Below are 16,859 nucleotides of genomic sequence, written 5' to 3'. Positions count from 1 at the left end.
TACTCGAAAAACAATCGTACGTGCTCATGGATTAAACCCCATGAACGCGTACAAGTAGTCAATGAATCAACTTAGAGAACACTGGACAGGACGGATTGGATTTCTGATGGCAGCCATCGGCTCTGCCATCGGTCTCGGTATCCTATGGAAATTTCCCTACACGGTTGGGGAAAATGGGGGCGGCCTTTTCCTCCTTTCTTACCTCATTTGCCTGGTCGTTGTGGGGGTTCCGATCTTCATCGCAGAACTGATTTTGGGCCGGAGTAGCCAGCGGGCGGCTGTGGGCGCCTACGAGCACCACGACCGGAAGGGGGGCGTTTGGAAGGTGACGGGGTGGTTCGGTGTATTGGCCTCGTTTTTGATCATGTCCTTTTATAGCGTGATTGCTGGCTGGGGGATGAGCTACATCTTGATGTCGCTCAATGGTTTTTATCAAAGCTTAAGTGGAGAGGAGGTGGCTGCTGCTTATGGGGCCCTTGTTTCTTCGGGCGATATCTCTCTTTTCTGGCACTTTTTGTTTACCTTGATCACGACAGCCATCGTTCTTTCTGGGGTGCGCAAAGGAATCGAGAAGTGGGCAAAGATCATGACGAAAATTTTGCTCGTCCTTTTGGTCCTCCTCTTTTGCTATACGATGACTTTGGATGGTTTTGGTCGGGCTGTTGAGTTTATTTTTCACCCGAATGCGACTAACTTTAAGCTGTCGAGCTTGATCGAAGCCCTAGGTCTTGCGTTTTGGACGCTTAGCATTGGCCAGGGGATCATGATCAGTTATGGAAGCTACATGAAACGGACCGAAAGCATCCTCCAGATGAGTGGCATTGTCGCTTTTTCGGTCATTGTGGTGGCGGTTTTGGCTGCTCTTGTGATTTTCCCAGTGGTCTTTACGTTTAACCTTCCTCCTAAGGCAGGACCGGGATTGATTTTTCAAACCCTTCCCTACCTTTTTGCAAAACTCCCTGGCTCTTTAGTCCTGAGCACGATGTTCTTTACCCTCTTTGTGTTTACGGCGCTTACCTCTGCGATCCCTCTGATTGAGGTGGTGGCCACAAACATCATGGAGCTAAAAAATGTCTCGCGGAAAAAAGCGGCGCTCATGGTGGGAGCAGCGACCTTTACTTTTGGCATCCCAAGCGCTTTTGCGGGGAGCGGAATGGTCTTTCCTGACTGGCCAGCCATTTATGGAATGAACTTTTTAAAGACGATCGATAGCCTCGTCTCGATTTGGGTGATCCCTGTCGGGGGCCTTTTAAGTGCTCTTTTTGTGGGCTGGGTGATGGATAAAAAGGTGCTACGGGAGGAGTTTGTTTTTGGGACAAAAATTCCAGCTCTTTACTACCCGTGGCGTTTCTTTATCAAGTGGATCGTCCCTTTAACGATCGTTGTGATCATTATTCAGAAAAGTGGTCTGTATGATTTTAACCGATTGATGGGGGCTTAGATGACGCAGGTTAGGGAACATTGGGGCTCGCGTCTCGGCTTTGTTTTAGCAGCGGTTGGTTCGGCTGTTGGCTTGGGCGTTCTCTGGAAGTTCCCTTACACCGTTGGGGAAAATGGGGGTGGCCTTTTCCTCTTTACCTACTTCCTTTGTGTATTGGTGATTGGAATCCCCGTTTTGATTGGAGAGCTCCTTTTGGGACGGCGGAGTCAGCGGGCTGCGGTTGGCGCTTTTGGAACCTTGGCTCCTAAAAGGCCGCAGTGGAAGGCGGCGGGGTGGTTCGGCGTCCTTTCGTCGTTTTTAATCATGTCGTTTTATAGTGTCATTGCTGGCTGGGGAATGAGCTATATTTTAATGTCGCTAAGCGGCTTTTATCAAAATATCCCGGTCGAAAAGATTTCGGGGACCTTTGAGACGCTTTCTAGATCGGGAAGCATCACACTCTTTTGGCACCTTCTCTTTACGCTGATCACGATGAGCATTGTCCTGACAGGTGTCCGCAAGGGAATCGAGTACTGGTCAAAGATCATGACCCGCGCTCTTTTTGCGATCCTCTTGGTTCTCTTTTTTTACAGCATGACCCTCGATGGTTTTGGAGAAGCCGCCCACTTTATTTTTTACCCCGACTTCTCAGAGTTTAGCTTTTCGAGTGCGCTAGAGGCTCTTGGCCTCGCATTTTTTACGCTCAGTTTGGGGCAGGGGATCATGATCAGCTACGGCAGCTACATGCGGAAAGAGGAAAATATCCCGCAGATGGCCTTTGTGGTTGGGGGATCGGTGATCTTAGTGGCCACGCTCGCTGCGATGACCATCTTCCCAGTGATCTTTACCTTTGGGTTTGCGCCGCAGCAAGGGGCGGGACTGATCTTTAAAACCCTTCCCTATCTCTTTGCGCAGCTCCCCGGAGCGCTCGTCATCTCAACGGTCTTTTTCACCCTCTTTGTTTTTACGGCTCTAACCTCCGCGATCCCCTTTATTGAGGTGGTAGCAACGAACATTATGGAGCTGGCAAACTGGCCAAGAAGACGGGCAACCCTTTGTGTGGCTGCGGGAACATTTCTCTTTGGGATTCCGAGTGCCTTATCATTTTCTGGAGAGTTTTTCCCCCGATGGGAAACGGTCTATGGGGAAAATTTTCTCATGACGATCGATGGAATTGTTTCGACTTGGATCATTCCCATTGGTGGCCTTTTGACCTCTCTTTTTATCGGGTGGGGTTTGAAACGAGAAATTGCTTCTGAGGAGTTCCCTTTAGGAAAAAGGTGGCAGCGGTTTTATCAGGGATGGCATTTTTTCATGAAATGGATCATTCCCTTGACAATTTTTTTAATTATCCTGCAAAAAAGTGGGGTAATAAACTTTTGACCTGGAGGTCACCATGGTCCTCACTCCTTCTAAAATGGTTCCATTAGGACGTTCTGCTCCTTACTTTCATTTACTCGATCCGCGCAGCGGAAAAAAGGTCTCTTTAGAAGAGATCCGGTCGGACATTGCCACCGTCGTGATGTTTATTTGCAATCATTGCCCTTATGTTAAACATCTCCAAGAGATGCTCATCGCCCTTGCAAGAGACTATATCCCGAAAGGGATCTCCTTTGTGGCGATTAACTCCAATGATGTAACCGCCTACTCCGAAGATGGGCCGGAGGAGATGGAGAAACTTGCTGAAAAGCTCGACTTTCCTTTTCCTTACCTCTTCGATGAGACCCAGGAGGTGGCCCGCGCCTACCAAGCCACCTGTACCCCCGATTTCTTCGTCTTCGATGGGAAACTCAAATGCGCCTACCGAGGACAATTTGACGATTCTCGACCGGGAAATCGCAACCCAGTAACAGGAAAAGATTTAGCAGAAGCACTCGATTGTCTTCTCATGGGAAACCCGGTCACGCCCGACCAGCAGCCGAGTATGGGGTGCAATATCAAATGGATTCTTGCAGTCAATTAATGATTTCTGTTAAAATCGATGGCATCAAATAAGAAGTGGAACGAAAATTATGTCCAACAACTGTATTAGTTCTTATCCTAGACAGCTTCAAGGAGCTGTAACAGCAATTCAAAAGCATTGCAGCGACCTTCTAGCAGATATTCAGAAGGGAGGGGACTTTAAAATAATCCTTAGTGACAGGAAAAATTTTGAAGATGATGCTCTGTGGCACTTTGGAAAGCGGGAGCTCAGGATTAATGCTAACAGTTATAGTGACTATAGAGCTGATGAACGCAAGTGGGCTCGGATCGGAGACATGGTTTTTGAGCTATTCAATGCATTAAAAAGTAAAGATTTTAGTAAACTCTATGATTCGAAGCTCCCTCTTGAAGCGTATGTCGAAATGTTCGAAGGATTAGAAACAGATACGATGATGAAGACACGCAAACTTCTCGAAAAGTTTCCTGGCTTTCCCCAATACTTAAACTTTGCAAAAGATCACTATGGAAACCGTGAGCTTGACTATCTCCGCCAGCAAGCAACGGGACATGCCGGTGATATTGTACGCAGGCAAGGGAAGTCGATCGATGCTTACAAGGGAACTTGGCTCCATCCTGTCAGAGAGCGAGATGCGTGGCTATCTGATATTTTGGACCTTCATATTGAGGTGATTCAGGGCGAGGCTGAGCAAGAAGAGCTGGATGTAAAATTACGAAAGTTCAAACAGCTTGCCACTCTAGGCATTCCCAAGGCCAAGCAGCTTCTTAAAAATCTTAGCTTTTTCAATGAGAAGCTTAAGGCTAAAGGATATCAAAGTCTCTCTTCAGCAGTCCAATTATAATGAACTCAAACTCTTCGGGATCTTTTTGAGTCGGTAAGAAGATCTTTTTCTCCACCAGCTTTTTCCCCATTTGCCGTTTGGCATGGAGAAGGACCTTTTCAAACTTGAGAAGGGTGAACCTTTCTTGGCTGGCAAAGATTCGGATCCGGTTGAGGTGGTAAAGCCACTTCGCCTGCGGAGGCAAAGGGCCGAATCGGTCGACCAATTCTTCAAAAAGGGCATCGACCTCGCCGTTATTGGTTGTTTCTCCCAAGCGGTGGTAAAGCTCCATCCGGAGGTGGGTCTCTTCGATGTAAGAAGAGGGGAGGTTTGCATCGTAGGAAAACTCCAGACGTGTTTCAAAGAAGGTGGGGGAAAGTTCTTTCTTAAAGGTGTCGATCGTTCGTTTTAAGAGTTTGCAGTAGAAGTGGAATCCAATCGCTGCCACATTCCCCGACTGTTTGACACCAAGGATATCTCCAGCGCCTCGGATTTCAAGGTCGCGCATCGCAAGCTTCATCCCTCCGCCGAAGCCTGAGGTTTCCACAAGGGCTTGGAGCCGCTTGGTCGAGACCTCTTGAAGGGTCCGGTTTTTGGGGACGAGGAAGTAGGCATAAGCAGGGCGGTTCCACCGTCCGACCCGCCCACGGAGCTGGTAAAGGGCAGCCATCCCAAAGGCATCAGCGCGGTCGATCAAGATGGTGTTCGCATTGGGGATGTCGATCCCATTTTCCACAATGGTGGTTGCGACGAGGATATCGGCCTCACCTTCTTTAAACTGGTGGAAGATCATATCGATCTCATCAGGGGTCATCTGCCCATGTCCAACGATCACCCGCGCATTAGGAACAAGGGTTCGAATATGGTCGGCCACTTTATGGATCGTTTCGACCCGGTTGTGGATGAAGTAGACCTGCCCATCGCGGGCCATCTCCCGAAGAAGAGCATTTTTGATCAGCTCATCATCCCGCTCGGCAAGGATCGTTTTAATCGGAAGGCGATCTTGGGGAGGGGTATTGATTACCGACATGTCGCGCGCGCCGATCAAAGAGCCATACAACGTGCGGGGAATCGGGGTTGCCGATAGGGTTAAACAATCGACCCCGACCTTTGCCTTTTTTAAGTGTTCTTTAGCGCGCACTCCAAACCGCTGCTCTTCATCAATAATAATGAGCCCCAGGTCACGGAACTTCACATCTTGGCTGATGATCCGGTGGGTCCCAATCAAAATATCGACCGTTCCTCGTGCCACTCCCTCAAGCGTTTGTTTCACTTCTTTGGGCTTGACAAAGCGGGAGGCGACCCCAATCGTCACAGGGAAGTCGGCCATCCGCGCCTTAAAGGTTTCGTAGTGTTGCATGGCCAGGACTGTTGTCGGAACGAGGACGGCGACCTGCTTTTTTCCATCGTAGGCGGCCTTAAATGCGGCGCGCATCGCCACCTCGGTCTTCCCATAGCCAACATCCCCACACACGAGGCGGTCCATCGCCTTGTTCGACTCCATATCTTCCTTGATCGCTTGGATCGCATCGAGTTGGTCTTGGGTCTCCACGAAAGGAAACTCTTCTTCGAATAAAAAGAGATCATCCGAGCCCTTCGGGAAGGTAAAACCGCCTCGCGCCTCCCTTTCCGCCTGCATTTGGAGGAGATCTTTGGCATAGCCGATGATCGCATTTTGCGCCTTTACCTTGGCCTGCTGCCACTTCTTTGTTCCGAGCGTGTTTAGAGTGGGGATGTCCTCCTTCGAGCCGATGTAACGGCTCACCAGGTGGGACTGCGAGAGGGGAACATAGAGGCGGCCACTATTGGCATATTCGATCAGGAGAAACTCCTCCTCATTGCCCCGGTGGTTTTTCTGTTTTTCCACCCCACAAAACTTTCCAATTCCGTTATGGAAGTGGACGACAAGGTCTCCCTTTTCAAGGGCGTGGAACTCGGAGGCGGGGGTGTGGTAGGTATTCCGCCACTTTTGGCGAGATACTTTATGTCGCTTTGTCACCTCGGTATAGGGCAAAAGGGTAAAGGGGCCATCGAGCAATGTAAAGCCGCTTGACAAGTACCCCCGTTCAAAGGAAGCCTCATCGGGAAGGAGTTTTCTAAAGGCATTTTCCTCTGCTTCCGATGCAGCCACAAAGGTGACCTCTCCTGCTGTATCGATCCCTTCGACCCGTGCAAAAGCATGGGGAACCCGGACCGCTTCGATCGCCTGGTCGAAAATCTCAAACTTCACCTTCCCCTTATGGGAAGCAGTCTCTTCGCTCAGCTCTTCTAAAGGACGCTCGGTACAAAAGATCCGCTTGAGTTTTTCGGTCTCCTTAAAAAGGTCGGCAAAAGAAAGAAAATAGGTAGAGCGGGCCCCCGGAAGGTCTTTTAAAGAGACATACCGATCTTCAATGGCTAAAAGATCATCAAAAATTACCACCGGCTCATCTAAATAGTCAAGGAGGGTGGTGGTTCCCTTCTTTAAAAGGGCAAATTCATCCGCTGGAGGAATGAGGATATTCTCCACCTTCCCTGTCGATTTTTGGGAGATCGGGTCATAGGTCCGGATCGTGTCGATTTCATCGCCAAAAAAGTCGATCCGGTAGGGATCAAAGCTCGATAGAGGAAAGACATCAACAATTCCCCCACGGATGGCGAACTGCCCCTTGTCGGCAGCGACCGTCTCTCGTCGATACCCCAAATCGACCAAAAACTCTGGAAGGAGGTCGAAGGGCATCTCATCCCCTTTTTTTACCTCGAGCATCTTTTCCTCAAGGAGCGCCTTGTCCGAGACCTTCTGCAAAATTCCTTGGAGTGGGGTCAAGACAATCTGCGGCTTTTTATCTTTGAGAAGGGTGTGCAAAATCTCAAGCCGTTTCCCCACGATATCGGGGCTTGGAGCAATCTCTTCGCCTGGAAGGAGTTCCCATGCCGGGAAGGAGAGGGCTCCTTTTGCAAAAAATTCTAGGTCATCGAAGAGGCGGGTTTCCCGTTCTCCTCCTGTAATGACCAAAATATTTTTACCTGTCTTTTGGTAAAGGAGGAGGGCAAGAATAGCCTTGGGACTATCCCATAGCCCTTCAAACAGAAGGGAATGGCCATTTGCAGCTTCACTGATGGCTTGAATAGAGGGAAACTTTGCAAAACTTTCCAGCATAGAGAAGAGGATAACAGATTTGAAAAAACTATGCAAAAAAAGAGCAGTTTTGTATGATTATCTATTCGTGCAGTTCAAGTTTCTTTTTTCCTTGCCCGTTCAAGGGTTAAGGTTTTCCCTCCAGCTTGAACTGCACTTTTTTTTGCCTATAGAGCCAATTGCAAAATTACTGGTGATCGCTTTTCGGTTCTTTTCATAAATTTTGCCGTTTGACGCAAACACCCTACCCTAAAGGGCATGTGAGTTTTCATCAAACGGCAAAATTTGCAAAAATCGGCATGGTTCAAAATACAGCATGTTGAGGTAACATTTTACCAAAATATAAGGGTCTTGTTCATCCTAAAAAGAGTCTTGCTATTTGGCAAAAAATGAACGAGGTCTTCTTGAAAAAAACTTTCCAGCGAACTGACATGGCTTCGGAGCCGAAGGCGAATAAAAGCCATGCGGTGAGCTGTCCGCTATTAACCGTTAAGGAGCTCTTCGAGCTTTTCGAAGGCAGCAACCACTCCTTGAGGCTTTTTGCCGCCTGCTTGGGCGGCATCTTTTTTGCCTCCGCCCGATCCTTCAATGCAAGGGGCAACTTCCTTAATCAACGTGTTGGCATGGATCCCTTTTTCGACGAGATCGGGGGAGACCTTGAGAAGGAGCTGACACCGCTCTTCCTCAGTCGCTGAGAGGAGGACCACTCCCGAACCCATCTGAGTAAGGAGGGCATTTCCTAGATCGGGAAGCTCTTTTTTATCGACCTCGACCGCTGCGGCCAGAAGGGGAATTTCCCCCACCTTTGTTACCTTGGTCATTAAGGTTTGGGCTAGAGAGGAGAGCTCCTTTTTGCGGGCCGCTACAGCCTTTTCCTTAAGGGTAGCGTTTTCTTCGATAAGAGAGCGGACCGCTTCTCCCACTTTAGGGAAGTTCGCTTTGAGGGAGTCGGCGATCGTTCCCATTTGGTCTTCTAAGGCGTAGCGTAGCTTTTCCGCTTCAGCGCCGAGAACCGCCTCGATCCGTCTCACCCCTTTGGCGATGCTTCCTTCCTTAGCGATCCGGAAGTAGCCCACTTCTCCCACATTCTCGACGTGGGTGCCGCCGCAAAGCTCTTTCGAATAGTCGATATCGACAACGCGGACCTTTTTCCCATACTTTTCGCCGAAAAACTGTTTGATTTCGGGATGCTTTTGAACCTCTTCAAGGGTGAGCTCGTAGGTTTTTAGGGGGGTGTTTTTCCAGATTTTTTCGTTCACCCTTTTCTCTACCTCACGGAGCTCTTCTGTGGTGAGCCCCTTGTGGTGGTTGAAGTCAAAGCGGAGGCGTTGAGGTTCAACGAGGGAGCCTGCTTGCCGGATGTGGGAGCCAAGAACCTCTTGGAGGGCCCAGTGGAGAAGGTGAGTAGCGGTGTGGTGTTTTCTGATGGCTGAGCGCCGCCCTTGGTCAACCTTGGCAACGACGGGCTCGCCGACGATCAGGGTTCCCTTTTTTAACATTCCGTGGTGGGCAATGATCCCTCCGTAGGGGGTTTGACAGTTTTGGACGGTAAACTGCGCCTCTTTATGGGAAAGGAGACCGGTATCTCCGATCTGTCCCCCTTTTTCGGCATAGAAAGGGGTGGCGTCGAGGATGACGAGTCCCTCTTCTCCTTCCTTCATCGTCTCAACCGACTGGCCAGCCACGATGAGCCCTTTAATCGTCCCTTCGGCCTCTTCCTCGTCGTAGCCGACAAATTCGGAGGTGCCGTGATGTTCCAGAAAGGTTTCGAAGAGGGAGGTTTCAGCGACCTGTTTGTGGGAGGTATGGGCCTGCTTAGAGCGCTCGCGGGCCTCTTTTTCTAGCAGCTCGTAGGTATCGAGGTTGACGGTGAGCTCCCCATCTTTTGCGATGAGAAGGATTTCTTCTAGGGGAAAGCCATAGGTGTCTTTCAGCTTAAAAGCGTCTGCACCACTGATTTCTTTGCGGGAACTTGCCGAGGCCTTTTCGATAATCGTATTTAAGATATTGCCACCGCGGCGGAGGGTGCGGAGGAAACCCTCTTCTTCGATGGTGAGGATTTCTTGCGTTTGGGTAGAGGCAGACTTGAGCTCGTGGTAATCGTCACCCATCACCTCAACAAGGCGGGGGAAAACGTCGGCTAAAAAGGGCTGGTTAAACCCAAGAAGGCGGCCATAGCGGACGGCGCGGCGGAGGATTTTTCGGAGGACGTAACCTCGATCGACATTGCTCGGCTGCGCCCCATCAGCAATCGCAAAGGAGAGGGCGCGGATATGGTCGGCGATGACATGGAAGGCAGGGGCAAGGTGGGTGTCGCTTGGGTCATACTTTTTCCCCGAAAGCTCTTCTGTCCGCTCGATAAGGGCGGCTAAGATGTCTGATTGAAAAACGTTGTCGGCTCCCATTTTGAAGGAGACGACCCGCTCAAGACCGGCGCCGGTGTCAACACATTGTTTCGGGAGGGGGAGCATTCCCCCCCGTTCGTCCCTGTTAAATTCCATGAAGACGAGGTTCCAATATTCGGGGTAGCGCTCTCCTGTTTTGTCTTCGAGAGGACTCTTTGCGGAGCCAAATTTTTCTCCACGGTCGTAGAGGAGCTCGGTGCAAGGGCCGCAAGGACCGGTATCACCCATCGACCAAAAGTTTTCATCTTCGCCGAGGCGGATGATCCGCTTTTTATTGATGTAGGGCTTCCAAAGCTCGTAAGCTTCATCGTCGGTTTCAAAGACAGAGACCCAAATCCTGTCGGGATCATACTCGAAGATTTCAGTCGAAACGTGCCAGGCAAACTCGATCGCCTCTTTTTTAAAGTAGTCGCCGAAAGAAAAGTTACCGAGCATTTCGAAGAAAGTCATGTGGCGGGAGGTGTGGCCGACGTTGTCGAGGTCGTTATGTTTTCCTCCAACGCGGATACATTTTTGTGAGGAGGTAGCCTTGTTATAGTCCCGTTCGGCCTTCCCTAAAAAGGCGTCTTTAAACTGGTTCATTCCCGCATTGATGAAGAGGAGGGTGGGATCGTCATGGGGGACGGTTGGGGAGGAGGGGACGAGGGCGTGTCCTTTTTCTTTAAAGTAGTTTAAGAACTTTTTTCGGATCTCTTGTGATAGCATGGCAACAATTTTTCCTTGATAACTATATAGTTTATACATAAAAATAAGGTATTGAATCGAGAAATGCAAGGAATTCTTCCTATGGAAAGCGAACTGAAAGAGATATTAGAGAAAACAGCCAATACGATCCGTCAACTTTCGTTTGAAGCGGTCCAAAAGGCGAACTCAGGTCACCCCGGCCTGCCAATGGGATGTGCCGAATTAGGGGCCTACCTCTACGGCCATCTTCTCCGCTATAACCCCAACAACCCCGATTGGATCAACCGAGACCGGATGGTTCTTTCTGCCGGCCATGGGTCGATGTGGCTCTACTCTTGCTTACACTTAGCAGGGTTTGATCTTTCCCTAGAAGACATTAAAAATTTTCGGCAACTTCATTCGAAAACCCCCGGTCATCCCGAGTATCATGAAACCCCTGGAGTCGAGGCAACAACCGGTCCACTCGGACAAGGGGTGGGGAATGCGATTGGACAAGCGCTTGGCCTCAAAATCCTCGAGCAAAAATTTAATGAAGAAGAGCATCAGATTTTAGATGCCAAGGTGGTTTGCCTAGCAGGCGATGGATGCTTGATGGAAGGGGTGTCGAATGAGGTAAGCTCTTTAGCCGGTCACCTCTGCCTCGATAACTTTGTTCTGATCCATGACGCCAATAAAATTACCCTTGATGGAACCCTTGACCAATCCTCTTCAGAGGATGTGGCAGCCCGCTACCGCGCCTATGGTTTTGAAACCTTGAAGATGGATGGAAACGATCTCGATTCGATTGATCAAGTGATGTCCCATATCCGCGAAAACCAAACCCGCCCGGTCTATATTGCCTGTCATACCGTGATTGGAAAGGGATCGCCGAATAAGGCTGGGACTTCGAAAGCGCACGGTTCCCCTCTCGGTCCCGATGAGGTGAAAGTGACCAAAGAAGCTTTAGGCCTTCCCGAAGAAGAGTTTTATATTCCTGAGTCGGTGAAAGCCTTTTTCAAAGAGAGACAAGAAAAGCAGGTAACGTTAGAAGAGGAGTGGAAAAAACACTTCAAAACTTGGCAAGGGGGCCACCCCGACCTTGCTAAAGAGTTCGAGTTGATGCAAGAGCGAACCATTCCGACTAACTTAGAAGAAACCCTGAACAAAATTGAGTTTCCGAACCCCATTTCGGGACGAAAGGCGTCGCAAGAGGTGCTCCAAGTTTTAGGAAGTGAGCTTCCCTTCCTCTATGGAGGATCGGCCGACCTTTCAGGGTCTGACTGCACCATGATGAAAAGCTATCCCCTCATTGCCCAAAACGACTTTAAAGGGCGGAACATCAAGTATGGAATTCGAGAGTTTGGGATGGCAACGGTTGCTTCGGGCCTGTTTCAGACCCATATGATCCTCCCTTATGTAGGAACGTTCTTTACCTTTTCCGATTATTTGCGCAATGCCCTCCGACTGGCGTGCCTTTCGGGGTACCACGTGATTTACCAATTTACCCATGACTCGGTGTTTCTTGGAGAGGATGGGCCGACCCACCAACCTGTTGAACACCTTGCCGCTCTTCGCGCGATGCCCAACCTCCATGTCATTCGCCCGTGCGATGCCAATGAGGTGAAGGGGGCGTGGCTGGCAGCACTGAATTATCCCTATCCGACTGCCCTTGTCCTCACCCGGCAAAACCTCCCCACCTTAAATGAGACCGCTCGCCCCTTTAACGAAGGAGTGGGGCGTGGAGGATACATCCTCAAAAAAGAGAGTGGAAAGTGTGATTATTGTCTCTTTGCCACCGGTTCAGAGGTTTCTCTTGCAATGGATGTGGCAGCAGCCCTTGAAAAGCAGGGGAAGCGGGTGCGGGTTGTTTCCCTTCCCTGTTGGGAGCTCTTTAGCCTCCAAGAAGAGAGTTACAAAGAGAGCGTTGTGGGAGGGGATCTTGGTCAGCGCGTTTCGATCGAAGCGGGTGTAAGCTTTGGGTGGAGCCGCTTTATCGGTGAAAAAGGAATAGCCATTGCGATCGACGAGTTTGGACTCTCGGCGCCAATGAGCGACATTGCAAATGAACTAGGATTTACCGTTGATGCCATCCTCAACCGTCTCCTCTCAGCATAGCTTTTTAAGCGCCCTTGCCTGTAAAAACAGAGGGCGCCCCCCTGTCTGGATCATGCGACAAGCGGGGCGCTACCTTCCCGAATACCAAGCCATCCGAAAAAAACACACCCTCGAAGAGATGTTCCGCATCCCTGAACTCATCTTTGAAATTACTAAGCAGCCCCTTGATATCATCGGTGTCGATGCTGCGATCCTTTTTGCCGACATCTTACACATTCCCTTAACGCTTGGGGTCGACGTCTCCTTTCCTGGAAAAGGGGGACCCGTCTGCACGCCCCTGATCGAAACCGCGGATGACCTCCTTCAGGTCCATCCCCGTCCTGTTGAAGAAACCCTCTCCTTCGTCAAAGAAGGCATCCACCTTCTTAAGCAAGACATTTCCCAGCCCCTCATCGGTTTTTGTGGTGGCCCCTTCACCGTGATGACCTACCTCACCGGCAAGAAGGTGAAAAAGTGGCTCTATTCCGATCCCGAAAGCGCTGCTGAGCTTCTGCAGATGATTACCGATCAAAGCATCGCCTACCTCCAAATGCAGGTCGATGCTGGGGTCGATGCCCTCCAGATCTTTGACTCATGGGCCAACCTCCTTTCACGCGCCGAATTTTGCCGTTTTGCCCAGCTCTACCTCAAGCAAATCGTCGATGCCTTTCCCAATACTCCCCTCATCCTTTTTTCCCGCGCAACTTCCCACTTTATCCCCGAGTTTGTTTCCTTAAAACCCTCTGCGATTAGTTTTGACTGGACCTATCCCCTCCATGAAATCCGTCAGCGCGTTCCCTCGACCATTGCGGTCCAGGGAAACCTCGATCCCGAGCTCCTCTATGCGCCCCCTGCAGTTATTGAGCGAGAAACAAAAAAGCTCCTCACCTCCATGGCAGGCGATCCTGGCTTTATCGCTAACCTAGGGCACGGTGTGCTCCCTGACATTCCTGTCGACCATGTTCGTACCTTTGTCGATACGATTAAGGCTTTCAAGCTTTCTTGATAAAAACGTCTATACTTGGTTGCTTCTGTATGCAAAATTATCAAGGAGCTTCTATGCCACAAGCATAATTTTTTTTATTTACAAAAAATCAAAAAAAATTCACAATGACAGTTCTTTTGAATCTATTAACCAGTAGGTGGTCAAAATGGCAATTTTCTTTTCAAACGTTTCGCGTCAGCTAGAACAACTTTTCTTGTCTCAAGGGATTAAGCAAATAGGGAGCCTAGATTTAGGTATCTCTCAGTCTAAGTACCAAAAAACTGATAGAAAATACTCTGATTTTTGGAGCTTTTCTAAAAGGTGCTATTCCTCTGCCCCATCATTCCCATTTGGAGCGCAGGGGTTTCAAGAGACAAGCCGAGTCCTTGACCTTTCTTCAAAGAGGATTAAGATCGATAAAAATAGCTTAAGCGCGCTTTTAGACTGGATGAAGCTTTCTAACGAGGGAAAAGGGCTGCTTAGAATACAATGGGGAACTGCCATTCAAAAACAGTTTCCTGATTTGTATTTAGCGTTAGGCAGGCAGCTAGAAAAGAATAAAAAAGCCTATAGAGATAGACCCTCTTATGGGGAATGCGCTATTTTTTCTAATTTGGCATACGAAAGCCCTGAAGAAATAGAGAAAAATAAAATGCTGCCCGCTGGCTGGGAAATTTTAAAAGAAAAAAATCAGCCTATTTATTGGGATGATCGCCATGACGATAGTTATTATGGGACCGCCTTTATTAACAAGGAGCAACGGTTTGGGATTATTGGGCATCGTGGAACGGAATTTGCTTTTAACTCTTTTAAAGCTGTTCAAGAACTATATAGGGATCTTGGTAAAGCGGATCTCTTTGAAATATTTGGGAATCGAGTGGGAGATCAGCAAAATAGTGCTCTTGAGTTCTCAAAAGCAGCTCTAAAAGCTCTAAAGAACCAAGGATGCCAATCTATAGGGTTCGTAGGCCATTCTTTAGGGGGATGGCTTGCTCAAGTGTCTTCTTATCATCTTATTGCTGAAGAGGGGGAAAAAAACTTATTTGCAGCTACCTTAGATAATCCAGGTAGTTCTCGTATGATTCAACAGGTTGCCTATCGCGACCGCAGTAATCGGATCTCTTTAACAAATTTAGACTTTTCAAGTTTTGTTTCCTACCCCAATTTAGTAAACACGTGTCACGAGCATGAAGGAGAGGTTTTCCACATCAGACCAGATGTTACCTTCTCGTTTGCGGCAAAGTATATATCTTATTTAAAGTTCACACTTGATGCGCACGACAGGAAACTCCAAGCCAGAGTTTTTGATACCCCTAAGGGGCACCCCTTAAAAGAGCGTACCCGCCGTGCAGATAGCTGGCCATGCTTATCATATGCGAAGATTCAAAATGAACTAAAGCAGTTTTTTAATTTTGCTAAGCCCAAAAATGATTTTCAGCCTGAAACTATGGATTTCAATGATCGGAATGTTTTTTGGTTACGGAATCGGGCACATTTCCGCATTAAAGAGTATGACCCTTCAGTCATGAGAATTTCCCATTTTACCCCTGAAGCGCAAGCTTTTCTGTTAGAACTTAATGAAATCCAAAAATATGAACCCAATATTTTGAGTAAATGTGAAAAAGAGTTAGGTATAGAAAAAGGCACTTTTAAGCCTCTTTCTGAGCTCCAGATCATTCAAGAGAATCAGAAAATAGAGGTGAGGATCGATGATTCTTCTTCTGAAATTAAGGATGCTTATGAACTCAGAAGACAAGTAAGCCTTCTTCTAGAAGCGTACCCCGAGCTTATAACATATGTTCAATTTCCCACCCTTTTCCAAGAAATGCGTCAGCGTACTATCGAAGTACCATTTCTTCAGGAATTTAGGTCGCAACTTAGCAACCAACAAGATGCTTTAAAGACCCTTATGGATATCACTGCAATGGGACCTGTTCAACGCCTTTATCTTTATTTTAGAGCTGATGAATCGGGTATCAATCAGCACGAGAAAGATAGCATACGAGTTGAGCAGTTCTTGCAAGAAAATAGACAACTAAAGAGGCGGATATCAGAGTTTTCTAAAGATTCTAAGCCCTCCTTAGGAGCTCAGAAAGATGTGAAGCGTTTCTTAACCCAATTAGAAAATCAAAAATATCAGCTAGAAGTAGCTCTTTTGATGAATAAAGCTTTGAAGAACCATAAAATGATCAGGTATGATGAAGCTGCTAAGTTTGCAGGAGAAGCATTTGATAAACTTTCAGAGTTTAAAGACTGGGCATCTCAGTACACTACGTTTTCTTTCCTTAATTTCCCTATTCTTTTTTCTCGAATCTGTAGCTTAAGAGCTAAGATATCACGTGCTCAGTGGGATAAAGGTGAAACCCATCTTGCAGAATCAATGAAGCGCTATGAGGAGGCTCTTAAGTACTATCAAGGGGACTCTACTCCTTACAGTAATTTAGGTGCACTGCTCAATGATTGGGGAGAGTGGTTAGCTAGTGACATCGAAAATCCTGATTTAAAGGTGAGCGCAGAAAAGCAAGCTGAGGCTTTAAGATTTCATGAACAGGCATATGAGATTAACCCGGTTAGCTTTGCCGTTATAAGAGATTATGGAAGGGCCATTTTTCTAAATGCTCAATCTAAATTTCGACTAAAAAAAATATCTAAAGATGAATACCAAAAAGAGCTAGAAAAAGCTACTGCGTGCATTCAAAATGGTCGGAAGTCCAGCCAGGAAGACCATGTTCGCTATAACCCTACAGCGCTGCATTTCTTAGGGCTAATAGAGCTTGAGCAAGGCGATCTTTATATAGATATTAACAAAGAAAAAGCAGCAATCTACTTTATAAAAGCCCTAGAGCACTTTAGCAAAGGTTTAAAGACTCATAGCGCGCATCCTATCTTGCTTTACCTGAGAGCACTTGCACGGTTCAAAGTAAGCAAAATGAGCCCTGACTGGGATAAAGATGCCCTAAAAAAGGGAGAAAAAGATTTAAGGTCTGCGATTAGCTTCTTTGAAGGCAGGAGAAGAATCACACCAGAAGATGCTTATAGAATTGAGCGAGCAAAAAAACTACTGAAAGAAATTACTAATGGTTAGGGGGATTACCAGCTAGCTTGGCTCTCTTGGTTTGGCACGACTGGAACTCTTACATGAAGAGATTAAGTGGCCATCCTGCAGAGAGAGAGAGCTTCCACAGCCCCTGCGATAGACCGCAGAGTCTATGAGCTCCGGCCATATGCTCTGCAGCTTGCTGCAAGGACGTGTTAATAGTCATTAGCAGGAAAAAAGTTAAAGTATGGATTTCTCAATACAGGGCATTTTTTTTGATTACGAAGGGTAACAAAGCGAAATCAGATTTTATTAAGAGCGCACCCCATAAAAAAGTGCTATGGGTAAGAAAGAAAAGAAATCTAGTGCAGTTAA

Annotated in this window: 9 protein-coding genes; 7 read left to right on the top strand and 2 right to left on the bottom strand. The window is 47.9% G+C overall.

What is annotated here, in order from left to right; genetic code table 11:
• Positions 1–61: 61 nt before the first annotated feature.
• From NEPTK9_RS02550 to NEPTK9_RS02535, 4 genes are read left to right on the top strand one after another with little or no spacing between them, the layout of a single operon-like run.
• A complete protein-coding gene (locus NEPTK9_RS02550) occupies positions 62–1,441 on the top strand; it encodes a sodium-dependent transporter (RefSeq protein ID WP_194847264.1) in 1,380 nt (459 codons plus the stop codon).
• Positions 1,442–2,803 carry a sodium-dependent transporter gene (locus tag NEPTK9_RS02545; RefSeq protein WP_194847263.1) on the top strand — a complete coding sequence of 454 codons (1,362 nt, stop codon included), beginning with the start codon at positions 1,442–1,444 and terminating at the stop codon, positions 2,801–2,803.
• A gap of 13 nt (positions 2,804–2,816) precedes the next feature.
• A complete protein-coding gene (locus NEPTK9_RS02540; RefSeq protein WP_194847262.1) occupies positions 2,817–3,383 on the top strand; it encodes a thioredoxin family protein in 567 nt (188 codons plus the stop codon).
• Positions 3,384–3,432: 49 nt separating this feature from the next.
• Positions 3,433–4,203 carry a hypothetical protein gene (locus tag NEPTK9_RS02535; protein ID WP_194847261.1) on the top strand — a complete coding sequence of 257 codons (771 nt, stop codon included), beginning with the start codon at positions 3,433–3,435 and terminating at the stop codon, positions 4,201–4,203.
• Here the strand turns inward: NEPTK9_RS02535 and mfd are convergent.
• Positions 4,163–7,321 (bottom strand): transcription-repair coupling factor, encoded by a 3,159-nt coding sequence (mfd, locus tag NEPTK9_RS02530; protein ID WP_194847260.1) that lies wholly within the window; start codon positions 7,319–7,321, stop codon positions 4,163–4,165. The genes NEPTK9_RS02535 and mfd overlap by 41 nt on opposite strands.
• 461 nt (positions 7,322–7,782) lie before the next feature.
• A complete protein-coding gene (alaS, locus tag NEPTK9_RS02525) occupies positions 7,783–10,410 on the bottom strand; it encodes an alanine--tRNA ligase (RefSeq protein WP_194847259.1) in 2,628 nt (875 codons plus the stop codon).
• An 81-nt stretch (positions 10,411–10,491) separates the two neighbouring features.
• Between alaS and tkt the strand changes: the two genes are divergently transcribed.
• The 3 genes from tkt to NEPTK9_RS02510 all read left to right on the top strand — a co-directional run bounded on the left by tkt (position 10,492) and on the right by NEPTK9_RS02510 (position 16,532).
• On the top strand, positions 10,492–12,483 hold the full coding sequence (gene tkt, locus NEPTK9_RS02520) for a transketolase (protein WP_228546987.1): 1,992 nt from the start codon (positions 10,492–10,494) through the stop codon (positions 12,481–12,483).
• A complete protein-coding gene (hemE, locus tag NEPTK9_RS02515; protein WP_228546989.1) occupies positions 12,452–13,468 on the top strand; it encodes a uroporphyrinogen decarboxylase in 1,017 nt (338 codons plus the stop codon). Before tkt ends, hemE begins: the two co-directional genes overlap by 32 nt.
• Positions 13,469–13,613: 145 nt before the next feature.
• Entirely contained in the window at positions 13,614–16,532 is a 2,919-nt protein-coding gene (locus tag NEPTK9_RS02510) for an alpha/beta hydrolase family protein (protein ID WP_194847256.1), read from the top strand.
• Positions 16,533–16,859 lie beyond the last annotated feature (327 nt).

The sequence above is a fragment of the Candidatus Neptunochlamydia vexilliferae genome (assembly GCF_015356785.1).
GTDB classification, from domain to species: Bacteria; Chlamydiota; Chlamydiia; order Chlamydiales; family Simkaniaceae; genus Neptunichlamydia; species Neptunichlamydia vexilliferae.
The sequence above is the reverse complement of the archived record's forward strand: the minus strand, read 5'-3'. Positions and strand labels throughout refer to the sequence as shown.